General features: G+C 64.4%; 27 protein-coding genes. 7 read left to right on the top strand and 20 right to left on the bottom strand.

What is annotated here, in order from left to right:
* Window positions 1–196: 196 nt before the first annotated feature.
* The 3 genes from fsa to VMS96_10620 form a co-directional block, all read right to left on the bottom strand.
* Window positions 197–850, bottom strand: coding sequence for a fructose-6-phosphate aldolase (gene fsa / locus VMS96_10630; protein ID HVP43879.1), 654 nt, complete (start codon window positions 848–850; stop codon window positions 197–199).
* 108 nt (window positions 851–958) lie between these two features.
* Window positions 959–1,741, bottom strand: a complete 783-nt coding sequence (locus VMS96_10625; GenBank protein HVP43878.1) for a fumarylacetoacetate hydrolase family protein — start codon at window positions 1,739–1,741, stop codon at window positions 959–961.
* 85 nt (window positions 1,742–1,826) lie between these two features.
* Window positions 1,827–2,882 carry a hypothetical protein gene (locus VMS96_10620; protein HVP43877.1) on the bottom strand — a complete coding sequence of 352 codons (1,056 nt, stop codon included), beginning with the start codon at window positions 2,880–2,882 and terminating at the stop codon, window positions 1,827–1,829.
* A gap of 164 nt (window positions 2,883–3,046) precedes the next feature.
* Between VMS96_10620 and VMS96_10615 the strand changes: the two genes are divergently transcribed.
* Together VMS96_10615 and VMS96_10610 are read left to right on the top strand one after the other, a co-directional pair.
* A complete protein-coding gene (locus VMS96_10615) occupies window positions 3,047–3,628 on the top strand; it encodes a hypothetical protein (protein HVP43876.1) in 582 nt (193 codons plus the stop codon).
* 42 nt (window positions 3,629–3,670) lie between these two features.
* Window positions 3,671–3,823 carry a hypothetical protein gene (locus tag VMS96_10610; protein HVP43875.1) on the top strand — a complete coding sequence of 51 codons (153 nt, stop codon included), beginning with the start codon at window positions 3,671–3,673 and terminating at the stop codon, window positions 3,821–3,823.
* On the opposite strand, the gene hslU is transcribed toward VMS96_10610, so the two are convergent.
* The 5 genes from hslU to VMS96_10585 form a co-directional block, all read right to left on the bottom strand.
* Entirely contained in the window at window positions 3,820–5,226 is a 1,407-nt protein-coding gene (hslU, locus tag VMS96_10605; protein ID HVP43874.1) for an ATP-dependent protease ATPase subunit HslU, read from the bottom strand. The genes VMS96_10610 and hslU overlap by 4 nt on opposite strands.
* Window positions 5,227–5,285: 59 nt before the next feature.
* On the bottom strand, window positions 5,286–5,561 hold the full coding sequence (locus VMS96_10600) for a hypothetical protein (GenBank protein HVP43873.1): 276 nt from the start codon (window positions 5,559–5,561) through the stop codon (window positions 5,286–5,288).
* Between the two features lie 79 nt (window positions 5,562–5,640).
* A complete protein-coding gene (gene hslV / locus VMS96_10595) occupies window positions 5,641–6,183 on the bottom strand; it encodes an ATP-dependent protease subunit HslV (protein HVP43872.1) in 543 nt (180 codons plus the stop codon).
* Between the two features lie 121 nt (window positions 6,184–6,304).
* The gene (locus VMS96_10590; protein HVP43871.1) at window positions 6,305–7,513 is read right to left on the bottom strand and encodes an alpha/beta hydrolase-fold protein; all 1,209 of its coding nucleotides are present in this window, start codon (window positions 7,511–7,513) and stop codon (window positions 6,305–6,307) included.
* A 161-nt stretch (window positions 7,514–7,674) separates the two neighbouring features.
* Window positions 7,675–8,127: a DUF1569 domain-containing protein gene (locus tag VMS96_10585; protein ID HVP43870.1), complete on the bottom strand. Its 453-nt coding sequence runs from the start codon at window positions 8,125–8,127 to the stop codon at window positions 7,675–7,677.
* 196 nt (window positions 8,128–8,323) lie between these two features.
* Between VMS96_10585 and VMS96_10580 the strand changes: the two genes are divergently transcribed.
* Window positions 8,324–8,752 carry a cytochrome c gene (locus VMS96_10580; GenBank protein HVP43869.1) on the top strand — a complete coding sequence of 143 codons (429 nt, stop codon included), beginning with the start codon at window positions 8,324–8,326 and terminating at the stop codon, window positions 8,750–8,752.
* Window positions 8,753–8,788: 36 nt separating this feature from the next.
* Here the strand turns inward: VMS96_10580 and VMS96_10575 are convergent, their stop codons facing one another.
* The 3 genes from VMS96_10575 to VMS96_10565 form a co-directional block, all read right to left on the bottom strand.
* Window positions 8,789–9,580 (bottom strand): hypothetical protein, encoded by a 792-nt coding sequence (locus VMS96_10575; GenBank protein ID HVP43868.1) that lies wholly within the window; start codon window positions 9,578–9,580, stop codon window positions 8,789–8,791.
* 249 nt (window positions 9,581–9,829) lie between these two features.
* A complete protein-coding gene (locus tag VMS96_10570; protein HVP43867.1) occupies window positions 9,830–10,270 on the bottom strand; it encodes a CBS domain-containing protein in 441 nt (146 codons plus the stop codon).
* 134 nt (window positions 10,271–10,404) lie between these two features.
* Window positions 10,405–10,794, bottom strand: a complete 390-nt coding sequence (locus tag VMS96_10565; GenBank protein ID HVP43866.1) for a RidA family protein — start codon at window positions 10,792–10,794, stop codon at window positions 10,405–10,407.
* A 248-nt stretch (window positions 10,795–11,042) separates the two neighbouring features.
* Between VMS96_10565 and VMS96_10560 the strand changes: the two genes are divergently transcribed.
* Entirely contained in the window at window positions 11,043–11,594 is a 552-nt protein-coding gene (locus VMS96_10560) for a hypothetical protein (protein ID HVP43865.1), read from the top strand.
* Window positions 11,595–11,706: 112 nt separating this feature from the next.
* Here VMS96_10560 and rsmD read toward each other — a convergent pair whose 3' ends face one another.
* Window positions 11,707–12,321 (bottom strand): 16S rRNA (guanine(966)-N(2))-methyltransferase RsmD, encoded by a 615-nt coding sequence (gene rsmD / locus VMS96_10555; GenBank protein ID HVP43864.1) that lies wholly within the window; start codon window positions 12,319–12,321, stop codon window positions 11,707–11,709.
* Window positions 12,322–12,398: 77 nt separating this feature from the next.
* Between rsmD and VMS96_10550 the strand changes: the two genes are divergently transcribed.
* On the top strand, window positions 12,399–13,517 hold the full coding sequence (locus tag VMS96_10550; GenBank protein HVP43863.1) for a M50 family metallopeptidase: 1,119 nt from the start codon (window positions 12,399–12,401) through the stop codon (window positions 13,515–13,517).
* On the opposite strand, the gene VMS96_10545 is transcribed toward VMS96_10550, so the two are convergent.
* From VMS96_10545 to VMS96_10530, 4 genes are all read right to left on the bottom strand, one after another.
* Entirely contained in the window at window positions 13,514–14,062 is a 549-nt protein-coding gene (locus VMS96_10545) for a hypothetical protein (protein HVP43862.1), read from the bottom strand. The genes VMS96_10550 and VMS96_10545 overlap by 4 nt on opposite strands.
* Window positions 14,059–14,589 carry a hypothetical protein gene (locus VMS96_10540; GenBank protein HVP43861.1) on the bottom strand — a complete coding sequence of 177 codons (531 nt, stop codon included), beginning with the start codon at window positions 14,587–14,589 and terminating at the stop codon, window positions 14,059–14,061. Before VMS96_10540 ends, VMS96_10545 begins: the two co-directional genes overlap by 4 nt.
* 80 nt (window positions 14,590–14,669) lie before the next feature.
* The gene (gene serA, locus VMS96_10535) at window positions 14,670–16,262 is read right to left on the bottom strand and encodes a phosphoglycerate dehydrogenase (protein HVP43860.1); all 1,593 of its coding nucleotides are present in this window, start codon (window positions 16,260–16,262) and stop codon (window positions 14,670–14,672) included.
* A gap of 84 nt (window positions 16,263–16,346) precedes the next feature.
* Window positions 16,347–17,543 carry an alanine--glyoxylate aminotransferase family protein gene (locus VMS96_10530; protein HVP43859.1) on the bottom strand — a complete coding sequence of 399 codons (1,197 nt, stop codon included), beginning with the start codon at window positions 17,541–17,543 and terminating at the stop codon, window positions 16,347–16,349.
* A gap of 146 nt (window positions 17,544–17,689) precedes the next feature.
* Between VMS96_10530 and VMS96_10525 the strand changes: the two genes are divergently transcribed.
* Together VMS96_10525 and rnhA are read left to right on the top strand one after the other, a co-directional pair.
* Window positions 17,690–18,139, top strand: a complete 450-nt coding sequence (locus VMS96_10525) for a GatB/YqeY domain-containing protein (protein HVP43858.1) — start codon at window positions 17,690–17,692, stop codon at window positions 18,137–18,139.
* Window positions 18,140–18,146: 7 nt separating this feature from the next.
* On the top strand, window positions 18,147–18,632 hold the full coding sequence (rnhA, locus tag VMS96_10520; GenBank protein ID HVP43857.1) for a ribonuclease HI: 486 nt from the start codon (window positions 18,147–18,149) through the stop codon (window positions 18,630–18,632).
* Here the strand turns inward: rnhA and VMS96_10515 are convergent.
* From VMS96_10515 to VMS96_10500, 4 genes are all read right to left on the bottom strand, one after another.
* Window positions 18,629–19,384, bottom strand: a complete 756-nt coding sequence (locus VMS96_10515) for a metallophosphoesterase family protein (protein ID HVP43856.1) — start codon at window positions 19,382–19,384, stop codon at window positions 18,629–18,631. The two genes, rnhA and VMS96_10515, sit on opposite strands and share 4 nt — an antisense overlap.
* A 101-nt stretch (window positions 19,385–19,485) precedes the next feature.
* Entirely contained in the window at window positions 19,486–20,466 is a 981-nt protein-coding gene (locus tag VMS96_10510) for an ABC transporter ATP-binding protein (GenBank protein ID HVP43855.1), read from the bottom strand.
* An 84-nt stretch (window positions 20,467–20,550) separates the two neighbouring features.
* The gene (locus VMS96_10505; protein ID HVP43854.1) at window positions 20,551–20,748 is read right to left on the bottom strand and encodes a hypothetical protein; all 198 of its coding nucleotides are present in this window, start codon (window positions 20,746–20,748) and stop codon (window positions 20,551–20,553) included.
* A gap of 93 nt (window positions 20,749–20,841) precedes the next feature.
* Window positions 20,842–21,076, bottom strand: a 235-nt coding sequence (locus tag VMS96_10500; protein ID HVP43853.1) for a hypothetical protein, incomplete at its 5' end; no start/stop codon positions are given.

Genomic DNA, 21,076 nt, shown 5'->3' with positions numbered 1-21,076 from the left:
TTGACGTCGATCACCGTGCCGTCGGTGATCCGCCCGAACATGTTGAGCCGCGCCCGGCGCTTCTGTTCCGCGTCTTGCGGCGACTTCCTCTGCCGCAATGCCCAGTACATGACCCCGGCGGCAAGTACGGCCGCCCCGCCGAAAAGGTAGGAATAGAGACGAAGTGAACTCATGCCGAGTGACTATGTGCTATGTACTATCGACTTTCCTTCGGGAGTTTCTCCCAGTCCTTGAGGAAGTTCGCCAGTCCGACGTCGGTGAGCGGGTGCTTGAACATCTGGTCCAGCACCTTGGCGGGCATGGTGGCCACGTGCGCCCCCGCCAGCGCGCAGTCGATGACGTGCAACGGATGCCGCAGCGACGCCGCCAGCACCTGCGTCTTGAAGCCATAGTTCTTGTAGATCGCGACGATCTGCCGGATCAGGTCCATGCCCACGTGCCCGATGTCGTCCAGCCGTCCCAGGAAGGGGCTCACATAGGTGCCGCCCGCCTTGGCCACCAGCAGCGCCTGGTTGGCCGAGAAGCACAGCGTCATATTCACCTTGATGCCCTGCTCCGACAGGCACTTGCACGCCTTTAGCCCCTCGCGCGTGGTGGGCAGCTTCACCACCACGTGCGGGTCCCAGGAGGCGTACTCCTGCGCCTCCTTGCACATGGCGCCGGCGTCGGTGGCGATCACCTCCGCGCTCACCGGCCCCTGCACGATCTTGCAGATCTCCAGGATGGTGGCCTTGAACGGCTTGCCTTCCTTGGCGATCAGCGACGGGTTGGTGGTCACGCCGTCCAGGACGCCCAGCGCGGCGGCTTCGCGGATCTCGTTCAGATTGGCGGTATCCAAGAAGAATTTCATAGCGAACTAAAGACTATTCAGCATTTGTGATTTGCGATTGGTGATTTGTGAAAGTTAATTGTCCCTCATATCGTGCCTCTTCACAAATCACAAATCGCAATTCACAAATCAGACCCTCTCATCTACGACAGGGTTTGTAAGGCTCCCGATTCCCTCGATCCTCACTTCCACCGTGTCTCCCGCCTGGAGCTGCCCCACTCCCGCCGGCGTGCCCGTGGGGATCAGGTCGCCGGGGTACAGGGTCATCACCCGCGTGATGTAGCGCAGGATCTGCTCGATGGAGAAGATGAACTGGTCGGTGTTGCCGTCCTGCTTCAGCTCCCCGTTCACCCGCGTCTGCACCCGCACCCCCTTCCAGGGGTCGATCTCGTCGGTGACCACCGGTCCCACCGGGCAGAAGGTGTCGAAGCCCTTGCCCCGCGTCCACTGCGCGTCTTTTTTCTGGATGTCGCGGGCGGTCACGTCGTTGGCGCAGGTGAAGCCGCGGATGTACTGTCGCACGTCTTCCCCTTCCCGGATGTGCCGGCACTGCTTCCCGATGACGATGGCCAGCTCCCCCTCGAAGTCCAGCCGTTGGGTGATCGCGGGGCGCACGATCTTCTCTCCCGGCCCGATGACGGTCGAGGGTGGCTTCAGGAACGTCAACAGCTCCTCGGGGACCGGGTTGCCCAGCTCCTTGGCGTGCTCGCGGTAGTTCCTCCCCACGCACACCAGCTTGCCCGGCTGTACCGGCGCCAGCAGCTTCACTTCGCCCAGCGCGACCCACGCGCCCGTTCGCCTGGGTGCTGCCTGGAACGTGTGGTCGATGGGCGCAACCATCTCGCGCCCCGCCTGGCTCTCGATCAAGCCGTAGCGTGCGCCGTCGTTCGCTAGGAACCTGCAGAATCGCATAGGAAAATACTAACGAAGTTGTAGCCCGGCCGCCCTCGACCGGGTACTGACTCCTGACTCCCGTCTCCTGACTCCCGACTCCTGACTACTGAGGCACCGTCTCGTGCGCCTCTTCCGAACGCCCGCTCTCGTTGCCTCGCAAATCCACCGCCGAAACCGAGTAATAAATGGTCTCTCCCAGCGACACATGGGCATCGCGGAACGCCGGCGTCTTCACCAGCTCCGGGTTGATCTTCTGCGGCGCCTCGCTGCCCAGGTGGCGGTACACGTTGTATCCCGCCAGGTCGGACTCGGTATTCGGGGCCCAGGTCAGATCGATGAACCGTTGTTGTTCCAGCCCTGAGAAGACCGCCTGCAGGCCGGCAGGCGCCGCCGGCGGGAAGGAATCGTGGACCAGGACCTTCAGCGGCGGAGAATCGTCACCCTCCACCTCCGCTACCACCTGGTTGGCGCGAGTCAAGGTGGTCACCACCGTGATGCGGTAAAGGTAGGTCTTCTCCCACTCGAAGCTGCGGTCGGCCAGCGCGACGTCGGGCTGGTTGCGCAGCCTCACCTCGCCCACGATGGTGTCGCTCTGTGCTCCTTCCGGCCGCCGGTACACGCGGAAAAAGTGTCCGAGGTCGGGGTCGGCATGGGTGTGTAGCGTGCCTGTCCACAGCAGGACAGGCCCGTCGGGCGTGAGCTGGACGTTGAAGTCGGACGGCGGCGCCAGGGTGGGCGCGGTCGTCACCCGCACCTGGTTCGACAAGCCGGCGCTGCGCCCGCGGTCGTTTCGCGCCTCCACCGCATAGGTGGCAAAGCCCGTGGGGTTCTCCTCCTGGAGCGGCTTCGCCAACCTGTCCGTGAATGCGGGGGCCTGGGTTGCGCTCACCGTGCCCAGCGGATGGTCGCATTCGTCGACCACCGCCTGCCCGACGCTGCGGCACACCCGCGTCTCTCCCAGCAGCCTGATGTTGGTGCGGTCGGTGGTCTGCGTCGGCGCGCTCCAGCTAAGGCTGACGTTGTCTCCCTTGCGGGTGGCCTTCAGGTCCGCCACCGGTTGCGGGAGGTGCAGCGACGGCGGCATGGGCGCGCCCGGCGTGCCGCAGGACACCGCCGCCAGCAGCGCCAGCGCCGTCAGGAGGATTTGTGCGGATTTCATGAAGCGCACCAGCCTACCAGCAACCCGTCGCACCCCGCCAGTCGCCGCCAAGTTGCCTGGAAAATGGTTCATCCGGCCAAAGGTACCAATTGCCATGACCTCTTGGTATCTACGATTTCCCGCCCTTGTGGGTTATGACTGCATCTGGTGGTAGGGAGGCTGCGATGGGCCGGACACTCATGAACATCATCGGGCGCTGCTCGCACGAGTTCTCCTGGCCGCGCCGCTGGTCCGACGGCGCCTATTACCAGGTCTGCCTGCTCTGCGGCGACGAGTGGGCCTACGACTGGAAAAGGATGAGGCGGACGGAGCGCATCACCGCCGGCCGCTTCGCCGAGCGGGTGATGGAAGGAGCGCGCAAGGGGCCACGGCCGGTCCGGAAGCCTACCTGGACGCCACGGGCACGGCGTCTCAAGCTGCAGAACACGGAGATGCGTTTCCGCGAGCGCGGGACCCAGGACTGGCTGGCGGGCACGGCGGAGAACATCAGCAACTCCGGGGTCCTGTTCCGCACCGACAATCCGGTGCGCGAGAACGCCTCCATCGAGCTCATCCTGGAGATGCCCAAGGAGATCACCGGCCAGGAGCACAGCACCGTCCTGTGCTCGTGCACGGTGGTGCGCACCGAACTGCCGGAAGAGGAAGGCAAGCCGCGCGCTTACGCCGCCGTGCTGTGGGATTATCGCTTCCTGCACGAGTACCGCGACCGCAGGCACCCGGCCGTCCTCTGTGACCGCAATCACTGACACCCGTCCCCCGCTGCGCCAAGCTACAGCCAGAGGTGCGGTATGCCGATCCTGGTGATGGGGATCACCGCGGTCATCATCTTCGTGGTCATCATGGCGATCGTGATCGCCGCCGGCCTGGAAGAGCGGAAGAACGCCGCCGAGGACGCCAAGCCCCGAAAGTATCCGGGCAAGCCGGTGAAGAAAGTCGCCTAGAGGATGTAGCGCGACAGGTCCTGGTCCTTCACGATGTCGGCGACCATGCGGCGCACGTAGTCGCCGTCCACCTTCACGTCTTTTTCCTTCAGGTCGGGAGCGCCGAAGCTGATCTCGTCGAGCACCCGCTCCATGATGGTGTGCAGCCGCCGCGCCCCGATGTTCTCCGTGCCCTCATTCACCCGGAAGGCGAAGCGCGCCACTTCCTCCAGCGCCTCGCGGGTGAACTCCAGCTTCAGGCCCTCGGTCTCGAGCAGCGCGGTGTACTGCTTCACCAGCGATGACTTGGGCTCGGTGAGGATCTTGATGAAGTCCTCGATGGTCAGGGACTGCAGCTCCACCCGGATGGGGAAGCGCCCCTGCAATTCGGGGATCAGGTCGCTGGGCTTGGAGACGTGGAAGGCGCCGGCGGCGATGAAGAGGATGTGGTCGGTGCGCACCATGCCGTAGCGGGTGTTCACGGTGGTGCCCTCGACGATGGGCAGGATGTCGCGCTGCACGCCCTCGCGGGAGACGTCGGGGCCGTGGCCGCTCTCCCGGCCGGCGATCTTGTCGATCTCGTCGAGGAAGATGATGCCCGACTGCTCCACCCGCTCCACCGCGGTGCGCGTGACCTGCTCCATGTCGATCAGCCGCTGCTCTTCTTCCTGGATCAGGTAATCGAAGGCCTCGCTGACCTTCATCTTCCGCTTCTTGGTGCGCTGGCCGAAGATGTTGGGCAGCATGTCCTTGATGTTGACGTCCATCTCCTCCACGCCCTGGTTGGAGATGATCTCGAAGGCGGGAAAGGACTTCTCGCGCACGTCGAGCTCGACCATGCGCTCGTCGAGCTTGCCCTCGCGGAGCTGCTGGCGCAGCTTCTCGCGCGAGCGGGAATAGGATTCGCCGGAAGTGTTCTCGAGCGCGAAGCCCGCGGCGGCCGCGTGTCCGGTGATCGGGCTCTGCGGCGGCAGGAGCAGGTCGAGCAGGCGCTCCTCGGCGTTGAGCTCGGCCTTGTCGGCGACGTCGTCGAGCTTCTCCTCGCGCACCATGTCGATGGCGATCTCCACCAGGTCGCGGACCATGCTCTCCACGTCCCGGCCGACATAACCGACCTCGGTGAACTTGGAGGCCTCGATCTTGAGGAAGGGCGAGCCCGCCAGCTTGGCCAGGCGGCGCGCGATCTCCGTCTTCCCCACCCCGGTGGGGCCGATCATGATGATGTTCTTGGGCAGGATCTCTTCCGCCAGCTCGGGCGGGAGCTTCTGCCGGCGCATGCGGTTGCGCAGGGCGATGGCCACCGCGCGCTTGGCGTCCTTCTGCCCGACCACGTACTTGTCGAGCTCGGCGACGATCTCGCGCGGCGTCAGGTCATCGAGCGAAAGCGTTTCTTCCTCAGCCGTTCCCGGTAAATAGATAGCCATAAAGAAGTACTCAGTACCCGGTACTCAGTACCCAGTCAAAACCGAGTACTGCCCAGCATTCATTCTTTTGAGTCAGGAGGGTGAAACCACGCTGGGAGGCTGAACCCGTCGCGCCGAGCAAAGCCTTCAATCCAGTAATCCTTGTCAACTTCATATTTCGCAATCTCGAATTCGCCGCCCGGACCCGAAAAGCCCGGCTTACCTTTGATCCTGCCGATCGCAGAGGTCGCCTTCTTTTCCGTCGCGTATACGCCTAGCAGTTTTTCGTCGCCATGTTTATCTGTATGCCACAGAAGATAGACCTGCTTATGAGGTTTGCGGTTACTCTGCGACATTTCATTCTTTTCTGAGCTCTACGCTATTAGACGCTCCTGCTTCGCCCACGACTCACGACCTGCGACCCACGACTTGCGACTAGAGCTCCTCGATCGTCACCTGGTCGTTGGTGAAGATGCATATCTTGGCCGAGATCTTCATCGCCTCCTCGACGATCTTGCGCGCCGGGAGCTGGGTGTTCTCGTAGAGAGCCCGGGCTGCCGCCAGCGCGTACGGTCCCCCGCTGCCGATGGCGGCGATACCCTCGTCGGGCTCGATCACGTCGCCAGCGCCCGAGATCAGGAACGTCTGGTTCGGGTCGGCGACCAGCAGCAGCGCTTCCAGGTGGCGCAGGGCCTTGTCAGTGCGCCACTCCTTGGCCAGCTCGACCGCCGCCCGCCCCAGGTTGCCGTGGTACTGCTCCAGCTTGCCCTCGAAGCGCGAGAACAGGGAGAAGGCGTCGGCGGTGGAGCCGGCGAAACCGGCCAGGATCTTGTCCTGGTAGAGGCGGCGGATCTTCTTGGCCGTGTGCTTGACCACACCTTCGCCCATGGTGACCTGGCCGTCGCCGGCCATCACGACCTTGCCGTCGCGGCGCACGGCCAGCACCGTCGTCGAACGTACCAGTGGCTTCTTGTTCATGAGGACAATTCTTGATTATAACAGCGGGGCTTCGCTGGCTGCGGATCGGATGCTGGAGCCAACGAAAAGCGCCTGATCCTCTACCGCTTGTCAGCATCGGAATGGTCGGAGGTCATTGCATCTATTTGGCTTTCCCCGGCGCGGGCTTGCCAGCGGCCACCAGGCGTTCCAAATGCTTCCTGAACTCCGGCAGCAACGGGTCGCCGGTCCGGGTCGCGACTTCGACCGCCTGCTCGACGTTCTGTGCCGCCAAGTCGGGTTTGCCCGCGGCTTCGAAACCATCCGCCAGGCTGTCGTAGGGATTTGCCGATTGTGGATAAAGTTCCACGTTGCGCCTGAAAGCCGCCAAGGCTTCGTCGATCTTCTTGGCCCCCAACAGGGCGTAGCCGAGTGAGTTGATCTCCTTTTCAGCGGAAACCCTGAACCCGAAGCGATCTGAGAGCGCGCGGTAATGTTGCTCGACCCCCTCGAGGCCACCAATCGGCATGTCCGTCTTCGGATCGAGGGGCGCCTGCCAGCCGGAGAAGATGGCGCGAAGGCCGCCATAGTGGCCCAAGAGTTCGGTCGAGCGGTGGACCTCGTCGCTATAGCGCGCCGACTTTACAAGAAAACCTCTCGGCAGGTTCGCGCTCAGCGTCTTCTGCAGCCGCTCAAATCCTTCGTTCATATTCCCGCCCTCGTTTCCGAGCGCGAAGAAGAGCGCTTTCTTGAATTCCTTTTGTTTCGCGAAAAACTCCTGGGCCTGGTGCAGAGTGCGGAAGTCGTCCCACCAGAGACTCGGGCTGGTAGCGATGCAGGCGTTGAACAGCTCAGGACGGTTGATCAGCGCGTGGATAGCGAACAAACCACCCAGTGAGTGCCCCGTGAGGATCCGATAGGGAAGGGTCGCGTACCGCCTCTCGATCTCAGGGACCAGCTCGGTCTGGATAAAGTCGAGGAACTTGTCGGCGCCGCCGCTGGTGGGCACTGGGTCGACCGTACCATCGGAATGCTTCACGCCGGCATGGCTGGGGGTCAGGTCGCGATTGCGGTCGGTGTTGGCGATGGCGACGACGATGAGTGGCGGCATGAAGTTGGCGTCGGCGAGGAAATCGATGGTGCTGCCAATCTCGTTGATGTTGGTGCCGGCATCCGTCATATAAAGCACCGGGTAGCTTTCCTTCTTCCCTTGCGCCGCAGCGGGCATCCGCACCCAGATCACACGATCTTCATTCAGAACATGGGAATGAATGACCAAGCGCTGAGGCACCGGCGGTGCTAGGGTCTGGGCGAGAGCGGCGATGGAGGCGATGCAGCCAAACAGGAAGTAGTAGAACCAGCGCCGTGACATTCTTACCTCCAGAGCCAGCGAGTCAACCTACCTACTCCTCGACGTTGCCGCCAGCACCGTCGTCGAACGCACTAGCCTGTTCTTGCGCATGGGGCAATCTCTGATTATAGCAACGCGCCTCTAACCACAGCACAGAGGCGGTGGCGAGGGCCGCCCGCCGGTCAGACGCCGAACTGGCGCAGGTGATGGTCGAGGTGCTTGTACATCAGCCGCGCCCATTCCTCCGGCGTCAGCTTGCCGAAGAAGGTATGCGGATGGGTGGTGCATCCCGGGGGTCCTGCGGAGGCGAAGCGGTCGATGAGCCCGATGAGGCGCTCTTTTTCCTTTTCCAGGTCGCGCTGATCGGCGACGACCAGGGTGGGCGCGGTGGGAGCGTTTCTCTGCATCGGCCCCTCGTCCTTGAGCACGCGCGACTTGACCATGCCCCCGAGCAGCCGGCCGATGAACATACGCGCAGGATTGCTGACGCCCACCGCCATCTCCATGGCCGCCGAGCAGTGCGCCAGGGCCTGCGCCCCATTCATCTTGCCCCACTGCCGTGGGCTGTCCGCCTTCAGGCCGGCGATGCGCTGCTTTACCTCAGCGACCCGCTCCGGCTGATACAAGCTCCTCATGTGGGCGTCCTTTCTGGGCCGCACTCTTCCCCGGCTCAGTCATGCGATGTTCCCGACCTAATCTAACGCACTGTCCCGCGATGTCCCTTATCATACGCAGTCCCGCGCGCGAGTCACCCTACGTCGTGACCATTGTCACCGCATTTGGAAGGCTGCAGACGTCTCATGGTTGTCATCTATGTATGGAGGCTTTCTCATGTACCGAAAAACAGCCATCATTCTGCTCATCACGCTGGGGGCCGCGGTCATGGCCCAGGAAGCTGCCAAGCCCCAGGTGAAGAAGGTGCCAGCGGAATACACGTCCGCCAGCTCGGGAGAGGAGATGTACCAAACCTACTGCGCTTCGTGCCACGGCAAGGACGGCAGGGGTCAAGGCCCGGCGGCCCCGGCATTGAAGTCCACTCCCACCGATCTGACGCTGCTCGCCAAGAAGAACGGTGGCAAGTTCCCCAGGGACCATTTCAGCGCTGTCCTCACTGGCAAGGCGGCCGTCACCGCACATGGGTCGCAGGAAATGCCGGTATGGGGCAAGATCTTCTGGAAGATGAGCGAGGGACATCAGAGCGAGGTTCAACAGCGGGTCTTCAATCTAAGCAGCTACGTTCAGTCCCTGCAGCAGAAGTAGGCGGGTGAAAGACTCACCACAGAGGATACCGAGTCATCACGACTTACGACGATGCCTTGGCTTGGCCGAGCCCTTCCGTGGCTTCGCGGGCCGGCGCAGGTGGAAGGACTTCCTCTTGACCGCAGTCATGGCATCGGAGGTGACGCCGACCGCATCGCTGTTGGCCAGTTGAACGACATTCCCGTTGGCCGGATCCACCTCAACGTAAAAGTGGGTCGCGGCATTCACCCAGGAGTAGTACCGACCCGCGTTCTTCGAGGGCGCCAGGCCCATCACCGTGTGGTAAGGCAGGGTGAACAATATGGACACCTGCTGGTTCGCGGGATCGTAGCGGAACATGGAGGTAAGCGCGGGGCTGGTCGAGCTCCCGCTCTGGGGCACGGTGTATCCCAGGAACGTCTGGCTCGCGGCATCCCACACCAGGCTTCCCGCATAGCCATCGGGCAACGGGGCGACGGGAACCACCTGTTTGGTCGCAATGTTGATGCGCACGATCCGGCTGGTCGGCGTCATTCCTGATCCGCTTGTGGTCGTGAACAGGGAGCCGGAGGAGGGTTGATACGCCAATCCGCCAATGTCGGCTCCTGGGACGCTGAGCTGGCCCAGGTCTGTGATCTGTCCTGACGCCGGGTTGATGGAGTAGAGCCAGTGCCCCACCTGGGTGAGCGCATAGAGCTTGTGGTGCTGCGTGTCGAAAGCCAGGCCGCGGAATTCGCCGTGGTCCAGGGGCAAAGAGACCGGAGTGGGAAAGACGGTCCCCGCGGTGGGATCGAACACCACCAGCTCGCCGTCAGAGAAAGTAATGCCGATCACGATGTCGTTGCTCATGGGAACCTCCACGGAAAAAGCGGCCGCCGGCCCGGCAGGCCGACATTATCTCAGCCTTAACAGCTTGTCAGCGACCCAGGCGGTTTTGTTCTGCTTTCGGAACACGAACTGGCCTCACGGCTTCGCGCATGGCGCCGGTGCAGTTCATCTACGTCAATCCCGCGGACGATCCCAGCAAGAAGAAATAGTACAGGGCCGCTCGTGGGCGAGCGGGCTACAACTTCGTTGGAAGGCCTTCTGAGCTGCGCCCTAGTCGCCGCCGGGGGCGTCGTTCGACATGGCGATCTCGATGGAGTCGAGCTGCTGGGTGAGCTCGTCGATCTTCGACTGCAGCAGGTTGCGGATGGACAGGATGCCCATCAGCACGCCTTGCTCGTTGACCACCGGCAGATGGCGGTAGTGGGTGTGGATCATGGCGGCAAAGGCCTCGCCGGGCGTGGTCTTGAGCGTGGCCAGGTCGAGGCTGCTGGTCATGTAATCGCGCACCATGACCGCCTTGGGGTCGAGGCCGCTGAGTGCCAGCTTGCGCAGGACGTCGCGCTCGGTGAAGATGCCGGCGGGACGGCCGTCGCCGTCCACCACGCAGACCGCGCCCACGCGGCGCTCGAGCATCACGTTGATGGCGTCGGCGCAGGTCGCGCCCAGCGACACGCTGGCTACCGGCTGATCACACAAGTTCAGGATACTCATCGGGCCCTCTCCTGACCCCACCCCGGGGGATTCCGCATTATGCCCATGGCGAGCGGGGTGTCAAGGCTTCCCGGCACAATTTAATCTGCGGGACACAACCCTGCCACGAGATCCCCTCGACGAGAGATCACCGCTCACGACGAGAGCACGGCGTCCACTTCGATCTCGACCAGCATGTCGGGGTCGATCAGGCGCTTGACCTCGACCATGGTGGCAGCGGGGCGGACGTCGCGGAAGATGGTGCCGTGGGCCTTGCCGATCTTCTCCCAGTCGGCGATGTTGGTGACGAACATGCGCGTGCGCACCACGTCGCGCAGGCTGCCGCCCGCTTTCTCCAGCGCCGTCTGGATGTTCTTGAAGATCTGCATGGCCTGGACATAGGCGTCGCCCTTGCCCACCAGCTTGCCCTCCGGGCCGATGGCGGTGGTGCCGGAGACGAACACCTGGTCACCGATCCGGACAGCACGAGAGTACCCAACCACAGGTTCCCAAGGTGTACCGGAGGAGATGTTTTGTCGTTGCATGCCGGGAAGTCCTTCGTTCAGGATGGGCGCAATTGTCGCACAGGGACGGGGGTTGCCTGGCAGCAGTCACGCCCCGAGAGTGCGAAAAACGCAGTGGGGGAAACCGGCGCGCGGGTCGCGGGTTCTAATGAGTAGCCTCCGAAAAGCAGCCGGCCACGGTGCACGAAAGTTACTTGTACCTGTCCGCAAAGTGGGTTAAGTATCGCGTAACACCAGCGCCATCGGAGTGGGGAGAGGTGAATTGCAGCATGATCCCGGAATCACATCCGCTGAACCGGCTGTTCCTGGAGCTGGTGCGCCGCAACTTCGAGGAGTTTGTGGGCCTGCACGACGGCGAGGTGAGCTCGTACGTCGCCAACCTGCTGACGGAGTTCTGCGAGAGCGCGCAGTTGCACAAGATCCGGGACGCCGCCGGCCGCCCGTTGCACGACCTGGGCGAGATGCTGCTGGAATCGAACCCGGTCTATGGGCCGGCGCCATCCTTCGACCGCGAGCGGCAGGTGCGCAAGCACATTGGCGACTATTCGCTGTTCTTCAGCGGGATGTTCCCGGAGAGCATCAACCACTGGCGGCTGCGGCGGCAGCGGCTGGAGAACTTTGTGGACTTCATGCGCGCGGGCAAGGAGAGCTACTGGATCGTCTCCAAGTTCGAGTTCTTCGAGTACGCCAAGGTCGCGCCCCTGTTCAAGAAGCTGTCACAGGAATTCGAGCGCTGCGTGGTCGGGCTGAACATGGTGAAAGCCGAGCTCGACGTGATGCAGCATCCCATCGTCCGCCAGGCTAAAGAGATCATTATGTAGGCGTCATGCTGAGCGGCTTCAGCCGCGAAGCATCTGGCGTGCAGCACCGCTTCTTTCCGATGCGCGCGAGATCCTTCGGGCCTGAAGGCCCTCAGGATGACTCCATTCACGGCTAGCTGATCCTGTAAAAACTTAAGACCGCATCGCCTTGCCTATGCTTGCGGTAGCGCACCAGCGCGCCGAAGCGGTCGCCGGGGTCGAAGTGCTTGTCATGCTCGGCGATGACGGTGGTCGCGGGCGTGAGCAGGCGCGAGGCCGCGAGGAATGTGAGCGTCTTCTCATAGAGTCCGTGCAAGCGATACGGGGGGTCGAGAAAGCAGAAGTCGCACACGACCCCCTGGGAATCGAGCCGGCGGAGCGCCGGTGCAGCTTCGCGCTCGAGCAGCTCGAATCCCTGAGTAATGCCGAGGGAAACCAGATTTTGCCGGACCAGGGCTACGGCGGACGTGGCCGACTCCACGAAGTAGACCTGGCGGGCGCCGCGGCTGAGGGCCTCGATGCCGACGGCCCCGGTGCCGGCGAAAACGTCGAGCCAGACCGAGCCCGGCACCTGGGCGGCGACCACGTTGAACAGGGTCTCGCGCAGCCGGTCGGAGGTCGGGCGCAGGTCGGCGCCGGGGACGGACTTGAGGCGGCGGCTGCGATATTGGCCGGCGATGATCCTCATCTTGATCGTTCTCTCATGGCGTCCCTGGGGGACGCTCGCAGCCGAGGGCGGCGGGGCCACGACTTCGTTTGAAACTGGCCGCTACGGAGCAGCGTCTAAGACAGTTATACAATCGAGGGAGGAAGGCTCTCCACCGTATGAGAAGTTGGTCCATCCCGGCCGGGCGGCTGTTCGGTATCGACCTCCGTATCCACCTCACGTTCTTTTTTCTGCTGCTCTTCGTGTGGATGACGGAATGGGGGGGCAAGACCGGCCCCGGACCGGCGCGGGGCCTGGCGCTGGTGGGGGTGGTCTTTGCCTCGGTGATCGCGCACGAGCTGGGGCACGCGCTGGCAGCCACGCGGAGCGGCATCGCGGTGCGGTCGATCACCCTGCTGCCCATCGGCGGCGTCACCCAGATGGACGAGTCGACGGGCCCGCGGGGCATGGACCCGGTGCGCGAGATCCGCATCTCCCTGGCCGGGCCCCTCGTGAACCTGCTGTTGGGGGCGGTGGCGGCGCTCGCCGTGCTCACCTTCTATCCCCAGGCCAATATCCTGGGTATGCCGCTGGTGCACTCCTCGAACCTGCCCCGCAGCCTGGTGTGGATCAACGTCTTCCTGGGGGCTTTCAACCTGTTGCCGGCCTATCCCATGGATGGCGGGCACGTGCTGCGCGCGGTGCTGGCGCGGCACATGGACTACCTGCAGGCGACCCGGCGGGCGGTCTTCATCGGCCAGGGCTTCGCCATGCTGTTCATGTTCGCGGGATTCGTGTGGAACGTGTGGTTCACCCTGACCGGCTTCTTCCTGTTCGTGGCCGCACAACTGGAAGAGCGCAGCGTGCTGTTCCACTCTATCCTGGAGAACGTGCGGATGGAGGACGTCATGCTGACCGACTTCGCCACGCTCTCTCCCGCCGACACCCTGGAAGACGCGCTGGCCAAGGCGGTGCACACGCTGCAGGACGATTTCCCCGTGGTCCGGGGCAGCGACATGGTGGGGATCGTCTCCCGGCAGAAGCTGCTGGAAGCGCTGCGCAGCGGCGGCAACGGCTACGTGCAGGCGGTGATGATGCGGGCCTTCGAAGTGGCGCAGCGCAGCGAGACCCTGGCCGCCGCCTTTGGCAAGATCACCAAGAAGGGGATGACGCTCATCCCCGTGGTCGAGGACGAGCGCCTGGTCGGCATCGTCACCCTGCAGAACCTGATGCACAGCATGGGACTGCTGGCGGAGACCAAGCGGCTCCGCGCCGTTACCCAGCAGGACGAAGGCTAGAAGTGCTCGTCTACCACCACGGCGATGTTCTTCGCCAGGTCGCGGGTGACGGTCAGGTTCTCCCCCATGAGATTCACTGCCCCTTCCACCTCTTTTTCCAGGGCCGGTCCCTTGGGGTCCTCGAGGCGAAGGCTCACACGCACTGAGGTCGCGCCGGCCACAGTGGTCACTTGGCGCTTGCGGGCGCTGCCTTCCTTGAAATTCACGATGCTGATCCTCAGCTTGACCACGTCCGGATCGGCATCGGCCCGCTTGTCGCCATCGCGATAGACATTCTTGAACTTACCGAGTTTCTCCACTTCGTCGATGGTGTTCTCATACATCGCCATCTCGAACTGCGCCGGCACCTTGACATTCACCGACCGGAATTCGAGCACCTGGATCGACGATGAGGAGAACATCTTCAGCTTCCCAGGCCGGACTTTGCGGGTGGAAGCGGCGGGCTCGGCTGCTTTCTTCTCGGTCGAGGCCGCCTGTGGGGCTGCCTGGACCGAGAGCAGCACGGCCGAGGCCAGCACGAATGCGATCAGAAGTGCGCGCTTCATTGTTTGTCCTCCTTCTTGGCGGCGGGCTCGGTCTTCTGGGACGCGGAGCCCTTGGCCTTAGCCGGCTTGGGCTCCTCCAGCGGAGTAGAACTCTTGGCGCCGGCCTCGAGCAGAGCTTTCTTGAGGGGCACGGCCTGTCCCGGGCTCATGCTGAAGATGGCGCCGTGCAGGCCCCCGTTGTCGTCGCGGTAGGCCACGGTCAGGACGTCCAATTTTTGGCGGAAAAGGCTGAGGATGCGCCCGCTGCCGTAGGGCGCGAGCATGGTCACCTGGCCAATACCGCTGAGGGTGCGCTTGCTGTCGTTGCCGATAGAGATGTCCTGGATCTTGCCAGCCGGCAGCTTGAGGGCAGCGCCGCTCGCGGGTGTGAACACGAGCGCGCCACCGGTGATGGCCACGGTCCCTTTTGCGCCCTGCTTGGCGCCCTCGAGGCCAAGCACATGATGGAAGGTGGGTGGCGTGGCCGTGGTTTGGGCCACGGCGGCGCAGGCGTAGAGGAGCACAAACCAGCGAATGGCTCGAAGCATGTGCGGACTCCTGGTCTTGGCGGAAATTAGGGTCGCAAGTATGCGTCCGGAAGGCCCATTGGTCAACGGATTTCGCGTCCCTACAGGCGAATGGCCTTGGCCTGGGTGATGGCCTCGACCTTGCGCAGCGCCGCCAGCACGTTCTCCGGCACGGTGCTGTCCACGTGCACCACCGACACCGCCTCCGGCGGACGGCCATGCTCGCGACGCCCCAGGGAGAAGTTGGCGATGTTGATGTGGTGCTTGCCCAGGATGGTGCCGATCTTCCCGATCACGCCGGGGACGTCGCGGTTCCGCAGGTAGATCAGGTTGTGTTCCAGTGGGGCCTCGATGTCGATGCCGTCGATGCCCAGCAGGCGCGGGAAACGGCCGTGGAGCACGGTGCCGCTGGCCAGGTGCTCCTCGCGGGTGCTGCGCAGCAGGATGGAAAGGACGTTGGCGGCGCCCCCATTGGCCGCCTTCGCTTTCTTGACCTCTCCCCAGTTGATGCCGCGCTCGCCGGCGATGGAAGCGGCATTCACCAGGTTCGCGCCCTCGGAGAGCATCTGGTTGAGGATGCCTTTGATGGCGCCATTGCGGATAAGGTCGGTCTTCCAGTCCGCGATGGGGCCGCCGTAGCGGATGGAGATCTCCAGCAGGTTACCCTCGGTGGCCTGGGCCAAGAATGAGCCCAGGCGCTCGGCGAGCACGATGTAGGGCTGCATCTGCGCGTACTCTTCCTCGGTCACCGAGGGCACGTTCACCGCGTTCTGGATGACCCCATGCTTGAGGAATTCCTTCACCTGGACCGCGATCTGGTAGCCCACAGCGTCCTGCGCCTCGCGGGTGGAGCCCCCGATGTGGGGTGTGGCGATCACGTTGGGCAGAGCGAGTAGCGGGCTGTCGGCGGGAGGCTCCTGGGTGAAGACATCGATGCCGACGCCGGCCACCTGGCCGGACTTGAGGGCAGCGGCCAGCGCGGCCTCGTCCACCAGTTCCCCGCGCGCGCAGTTGATGATGCGCACCCCAGGCCTCATTCTGGCGATGGCCTTGGCATCGATCATGCGGTTGGATTGCGGGGTCAGGGCGAGGTGCAGGGTGATGTAGTCGGCGGTGTCGTAGAGCTCGTTCAGCGTGGCCACCATGGTGACCCCGGCGTCGAGGGCGGTGGTAGCGGAGACGTAGGGGTCGTAGGCAATCAGCTTCATCTGGAAGGCGCCGGCGCGGCGTGCCACTTCCACGCCGATCCGCCCCAGCCCGACGATGCCCAGGGTCTTGCCGCGCAGCTCGCTGCCCAGCAGCGATTTCTTCTCCCACTTGCCGCCGCGGGTGAGGGCGTCCGCGCGGGTCAGGTGGCGGGCCAGGGCCAGCATCAGGCCCAGGGTGTGCTCGGCGACGGCGACGGCATTGGCGCCGGGCGTGTTCATCACCGCGATGCCCTTCTTGGTGGCGGCTTCCAGGTCGATGTTGTCCACGCCCACGCCGGCGCGTCCGATGACCCGCAACTGCTTGGCGTGCTCCAGCAGCTTGGCGTCGGCCTGCACGGCGGAGCGGACGATGAGGGCGTCGGCATTCTCCAGCTCGCGCGCCAGCTTGCCGTCCAGTTGCTCGTGGGTGAGCACGGTCCAGCGCGCCTCCTGCTTCAGCAGATCGACGGCGGCGGGGGCGATCTTCTCGGCGATCAGGATCTTCATTTGAAGAAAAGAATTGTAGCGCGTAACGAACTCAGGGTCGCTAGTCGTTGGTCGCTAGTCGCTGGCCAAGCCTGATTTGGGACTCTAGCGACTGGCGACCAGCGACTGTGCCGAGGTGGCGGCGCGGATGTAGACCTCCTGCGCGGCCCGCAGCGCGGCGCCGAACTCCACGTGCTTGGGCGAAGTCACTTTGGCGATCACGTGCTCCAGCGCCCCGATGATGCCCATGGTGTCGAGATAGTCGTAGTAGCCGATATGGGCGATGCGGAAGATCTTGCCCTTCATCTCCCCCTGTCCGTTGGCCACCACGGCCCCGAAGCGCTCACGGAAGTCCTTCACGATCACCCCGGAATCGACATTGGCCGGGGGGACGACGGCGGTGAGTGCATTGGAGGGAGCGTCGGGCGCGAAGAGCTGCAGACCCAGGGCGCGGGCGGCGGCGCGGGTCATGCCGGCGGCGGTTTCCGCGTTGTGGATCAGGGCATCACGCCCGGCGGCCAGGTCGCCGCTGCCCGCGGCCCGGATGTAATCCAGCGCGGCCCCCAACGCCGCCACCAAGGCGATGGCGGGGGTGAAGGCGGACTCGCCCTTTTCCCCGGCAGCGCGCTCCTTGCGCAGGTCGAAATAGAAGCGCGGGTTCTTGCTCTTTTCCATGGCCTGCCAGGCGCGCTCGCTGACCGCGCAATAGGCCAGCCCGGGAGGGATCATCAGCGCCTTCTGGGAGCCGCCGATGATGACGTCGACGCCCCAGCCGTCCACGTCCAATTCCGTGGTCCCCAGGCCGGTGATGGCGTCCACCACCAACAGCGACCCGTTCTCGCGCGCCAGGCGGGCGATCTGCGCGATGGGATGGCGCGCGCCGGTCGAGCTTTCCGTCGCCTGCACGAACACCACGCGCATCTCCGGGGTCAGCTTGCCGCGGACCGCTTCCAGCGGGATGGCCTGGCCGTACTCGGCGGTCACCTGCTGCGTGTCGCATCCGTACGCCTTGCACAGGGCGCGCCAGCGCTCTCCGAACTTGCCCGCGGTCAGCACCAGCACCTTTTCTCCGGGCGAGGTCAGGTTGGCGACCGCCGCCTCCATGGCGCCGGTGCCGGAGGAAGCCATCAGAACGACCGGATTGCCGGTCCCGATAAAGACCCGCAGGTCGGAAAGCACGCGCTGGTAGAGGGCGCGGAAGTCAGCTGTCCGGTGATGGATGTCGGCCGAGGCCATGGCCTGGGCCGCGACGGGCAGCAAGGGCGTCGGGCCGGGAGTAAAAAGACGCGATTTACGGAGCATGGGATTATTCCTGACCCGCTGTCGCTAGCCGCCATCCTGCGCAGTGACCGGGAACTGGGGCGAATCATACCCCGCGAGTGCAGCGGAGGCAATCACCCCGGTCCCAGCCTCCTGCTTCCTGCCTCCTGCCATCTATAATTCCCGCCATGCCTATCCCGGAACAGGTCCAGAAGGACATGGTCGCTGCCATGAAGGCCAAGGAGGAGCTGCGGCTCTCCACCCTGCGCATGGTCAAGGCGGCGCTCAAGAACAAGGAAATCGAGAAGCGCCAGCCCCTGACCGACACCGAGGCCATGGCGGTGCTCAACACGCTCATCAAGCAGCGCAAGGATTCGGTCGAGCAGTTCACCAAGGGCGGGCGCCAGGAACTGGCCGACAAGGAGAGCGCCGAGATCCGCATCATCGAAGGCTATCTGCCAAAAGCCGCGGGCGAGGAGGAGATCGTCTCCACGGTGCGGGCGGTGATCGCCGAGATGGGCGCCCCGACCATGAAGGAGATGGGCGCGGTCATGAAGAACGTGATGGCCCGTTTCGCCGGGGCGCGGGTGGACGGCAAGCTGGTCAGCGACACGGTCAAGAAAGAGCTCAGCAAGTAATCGCCGGATGAAGGCCGTGACCATCACGACCGATGGCGCCTGTATCGGCAATCCCGGGCCCGGGGGCTGGGCCTGCGTGCTGCGCTTTGGCCGCCAGGTCGCCGAAATGTACGGCTGCGACCCGCAGACCACCAACAACCGCATGGAACTGACCGCGGTCATTCAGGCGCTCAGCGCGTTGCAGGAGCCGTGCGCAGTCACCCTGAACACCGATTCCGAGTACGTGCAGAAGGGCATCACCCAGTGGCTGCGAGGGTGGAAAGCCCACGACTGGACGCGCAAGGAAGGCTCGCGGCGCGTCCCCATCGCCAATAAGGAACTCTGGCAGCAGCTCGACGCGCTGATCGGCGCCCACGAGATCGCCTGGAAGTGGGTGCGCGGCCACGCCACCCACGCCGACAACATCCGCTGCGACAAGCTGGCCAACAGGGCCGCCCGGGAACAGCTTTCCTCGGGCGGAATGCGGTTTGTAAGAGCGGGGGGTCCGGACTAGCGGCCGTCGGCCAGCCGGGTGGCCAGGCGGTCGGGCAGCTTGGCTTCCATGATGCGCTTCTGCGCCCCCTCGATGTTGTAGGGGACGCGCCGGAAGGTGAAGGTGTAATCCTCGGTGTCGAAGACCGCGAACCCGGCGCGGCGATCGCCGTCGCGCGGCTGGCCCACCGAACCCGGGTTCACCAGGTATTTCACGCCCTTCTGCAGCTTCACTTCATAAGCGTCCACTTCGTCCTTGGTGCGGTACATGGGACGCATCATCTCCAGCCTGCCGGCTTTGACTGAGAACATGCACTGGATGTGGGTGTGTCCGAAGAAGGTCAGGGGGACGGTGGCGCGCATCAGCGGCTCGACCGCGTCGCGCAGCACGATGATGTACTCGTCCTCGTCGAGGGGCGAGCCGTGCACCAGCTGGATATCGGCCACGCCGTCCAGCGGCACGGGGCCGTGGGGCAGGTCTTTGAGGAACTCCAGGTTTTCCGGGGTCAGGACTTTCTTGGTCCACAAGGCAGCCAGGCCGGCGACCGGGTTGAAGGCCTCCACGCCCATGATGCCGGTGCAAGCCTTGTCGTGATTGCCGCGCACGAACAGCCCGCCCAGCTTGCGCGACTCGTCGGTGACCTCGTTGGGACTGGCGCCGTACCCGACGATGTCGCCCAGGTTGACCACCAGGTCGCAACTGGGCGCCGCCGCCAGGCACGCCTGCAGCCCTTCAAGGTTCGAATGGATGTCGCTGATCAGGAGTACGCGCATGCGCGAGCTGCCGGCCTCACTCCGTATCCTTTCAGACTCGGGGGAAGCACGGAATGATAGACGAAGTCGCCCGATTAAGCGACCCGGACCATTTCGGGCCGTCACTGGCGTTCGATGACCACCGGGCAACGAGCATCATGGCCGGGCCCGGCCTCCAGCAGAGGAGGCAGCCCGTCGCTGCACTGCGGCTGCGCCAACTCGCAGCGCGGCTGGAAGGGACAGCCCGGAGGCATGGCCGCGGCCGAGGGAACCACGCCCTCGATGGTCCGCAAAGGCAGTGCGCGCTCGGTGCGCAGCGTCGGCACCGCCCCCAGCATGCCCTTGGTGTAGGGATGGACGGGGTGATGGAAGATGTCGCGCAGCGAGCCGCGTTCCACGATCGAGCCGGCGTACATCACCGCCACCCGGTCCACCAGTTGCGCCACCAGGCCCAGGTCGTGGGAGATGAACAGCAGCGAGAGGTTGAACCTCTGGCGCAGCTGGCGCAGCAGCCCGACGATCTGCGCCTGCACGGTGACATCGAGCGCGGTGGTGGGCTCATCGGCGATGAGCAACTGGGGGCGGTTGACGATGGCCATGGCAATCATCACCCGCTGCCGCTGTCCGCCGGAAAGCTGGTGGGGATAGGCGCGGGCGCTGCCCTCTGGATCGCGCAGGCCGACGTCGCCCAGCGCCTCGACGGCGCGCTCCCAGGCCACCTTCCTCGAGACCTGCCGCCCCTGGCCGTGGGTCAGCACTGCTTCCGCCACCTGCTCCCCCGCCCGCATCACAGGGTTCAGCGCGGTCATAGGCTCCTGGAAGATCATGCTGATGCGCGCGCCGCGGAAGGGGCGCATCTCCTGGTCGGAGAGCGTGAGCAGCGACTGCTTGTCGAATTGGATCTCCCCGCTGAGACGGGCCTGCGGGGGTAACAGCCGCATGATGGAGAGCGCGGTCACCGATTTGCCGGAACCCGATTCTCCCACCAGGGCCAGCGATTCCCCGCTCCCGATGTCGAACGAGACATCGCGCACCGCCGGCAACGGGCCATTACGGGAGACGAAGTGGACGTTCAGGTTGTGGATCCGCAGCAGGTCGGCCACGCCACTATCCTAGCCTACGGCTGGCCTACCCCTGGCTGTCGGTTCGGCGGAGGGACGCCGGTCCGGCGTCCCTCCACCGTGGGCTCATGCCAGTCCCAATCTCCTGCGGACACCATCCCAGGGGCATTCAGGCCGGTGTTTCTCCAGGTCACGCGGGTCCCAGGACTCGATGCGGGCATTGCAGAAGCGGCAAAGCCCCAGCTCGAAGTCCACCGCGAGGTGGTCATCGGAGACCAATCGGACCACCATGTCCATGACTTCCTGTTCCGCTGCACGTGCCATGTTGCTGTCTCCTGATCTTGCAGCCAAGCTGCCGTTAAGAATGGATGGAATGGCGAGATGGATCGCCGTTAACGGGTCCGATCGGCCGGAGTTCTAGCGGAGCAGCGCACAGTCCAGCTCGAAGAGCGGGACGTGTGCGATGGGGTGAGTCGCGTCGGCCCGCAGTGCGATGGCCAGACGGACGGGAGAGGTGGCGACGAAGAAGGCGGATACCGCCGGGCCCAGGAGTTGCGAGGGGAAGGCATCCAGGTCCTGGAGGTCCTGCAGGTCCCAGGCCGTCCCATTCACCGCGGCGTAGAGCGCCATGGTGGACGGCAGCAGGAACACT

Source organism: Terriglobales bacterium (genome assembly GCA_035543055.1).
Lineage (GTDB): Bacteria > Acidobacteriota > Terriglobia > Terriglobales > Acidobacteriaceae > JAIQFD01.
Note: the sequence above shows the minus strand (reverse complement) of the source record. Positions and strands in the feature narration are given on the sequence as shown.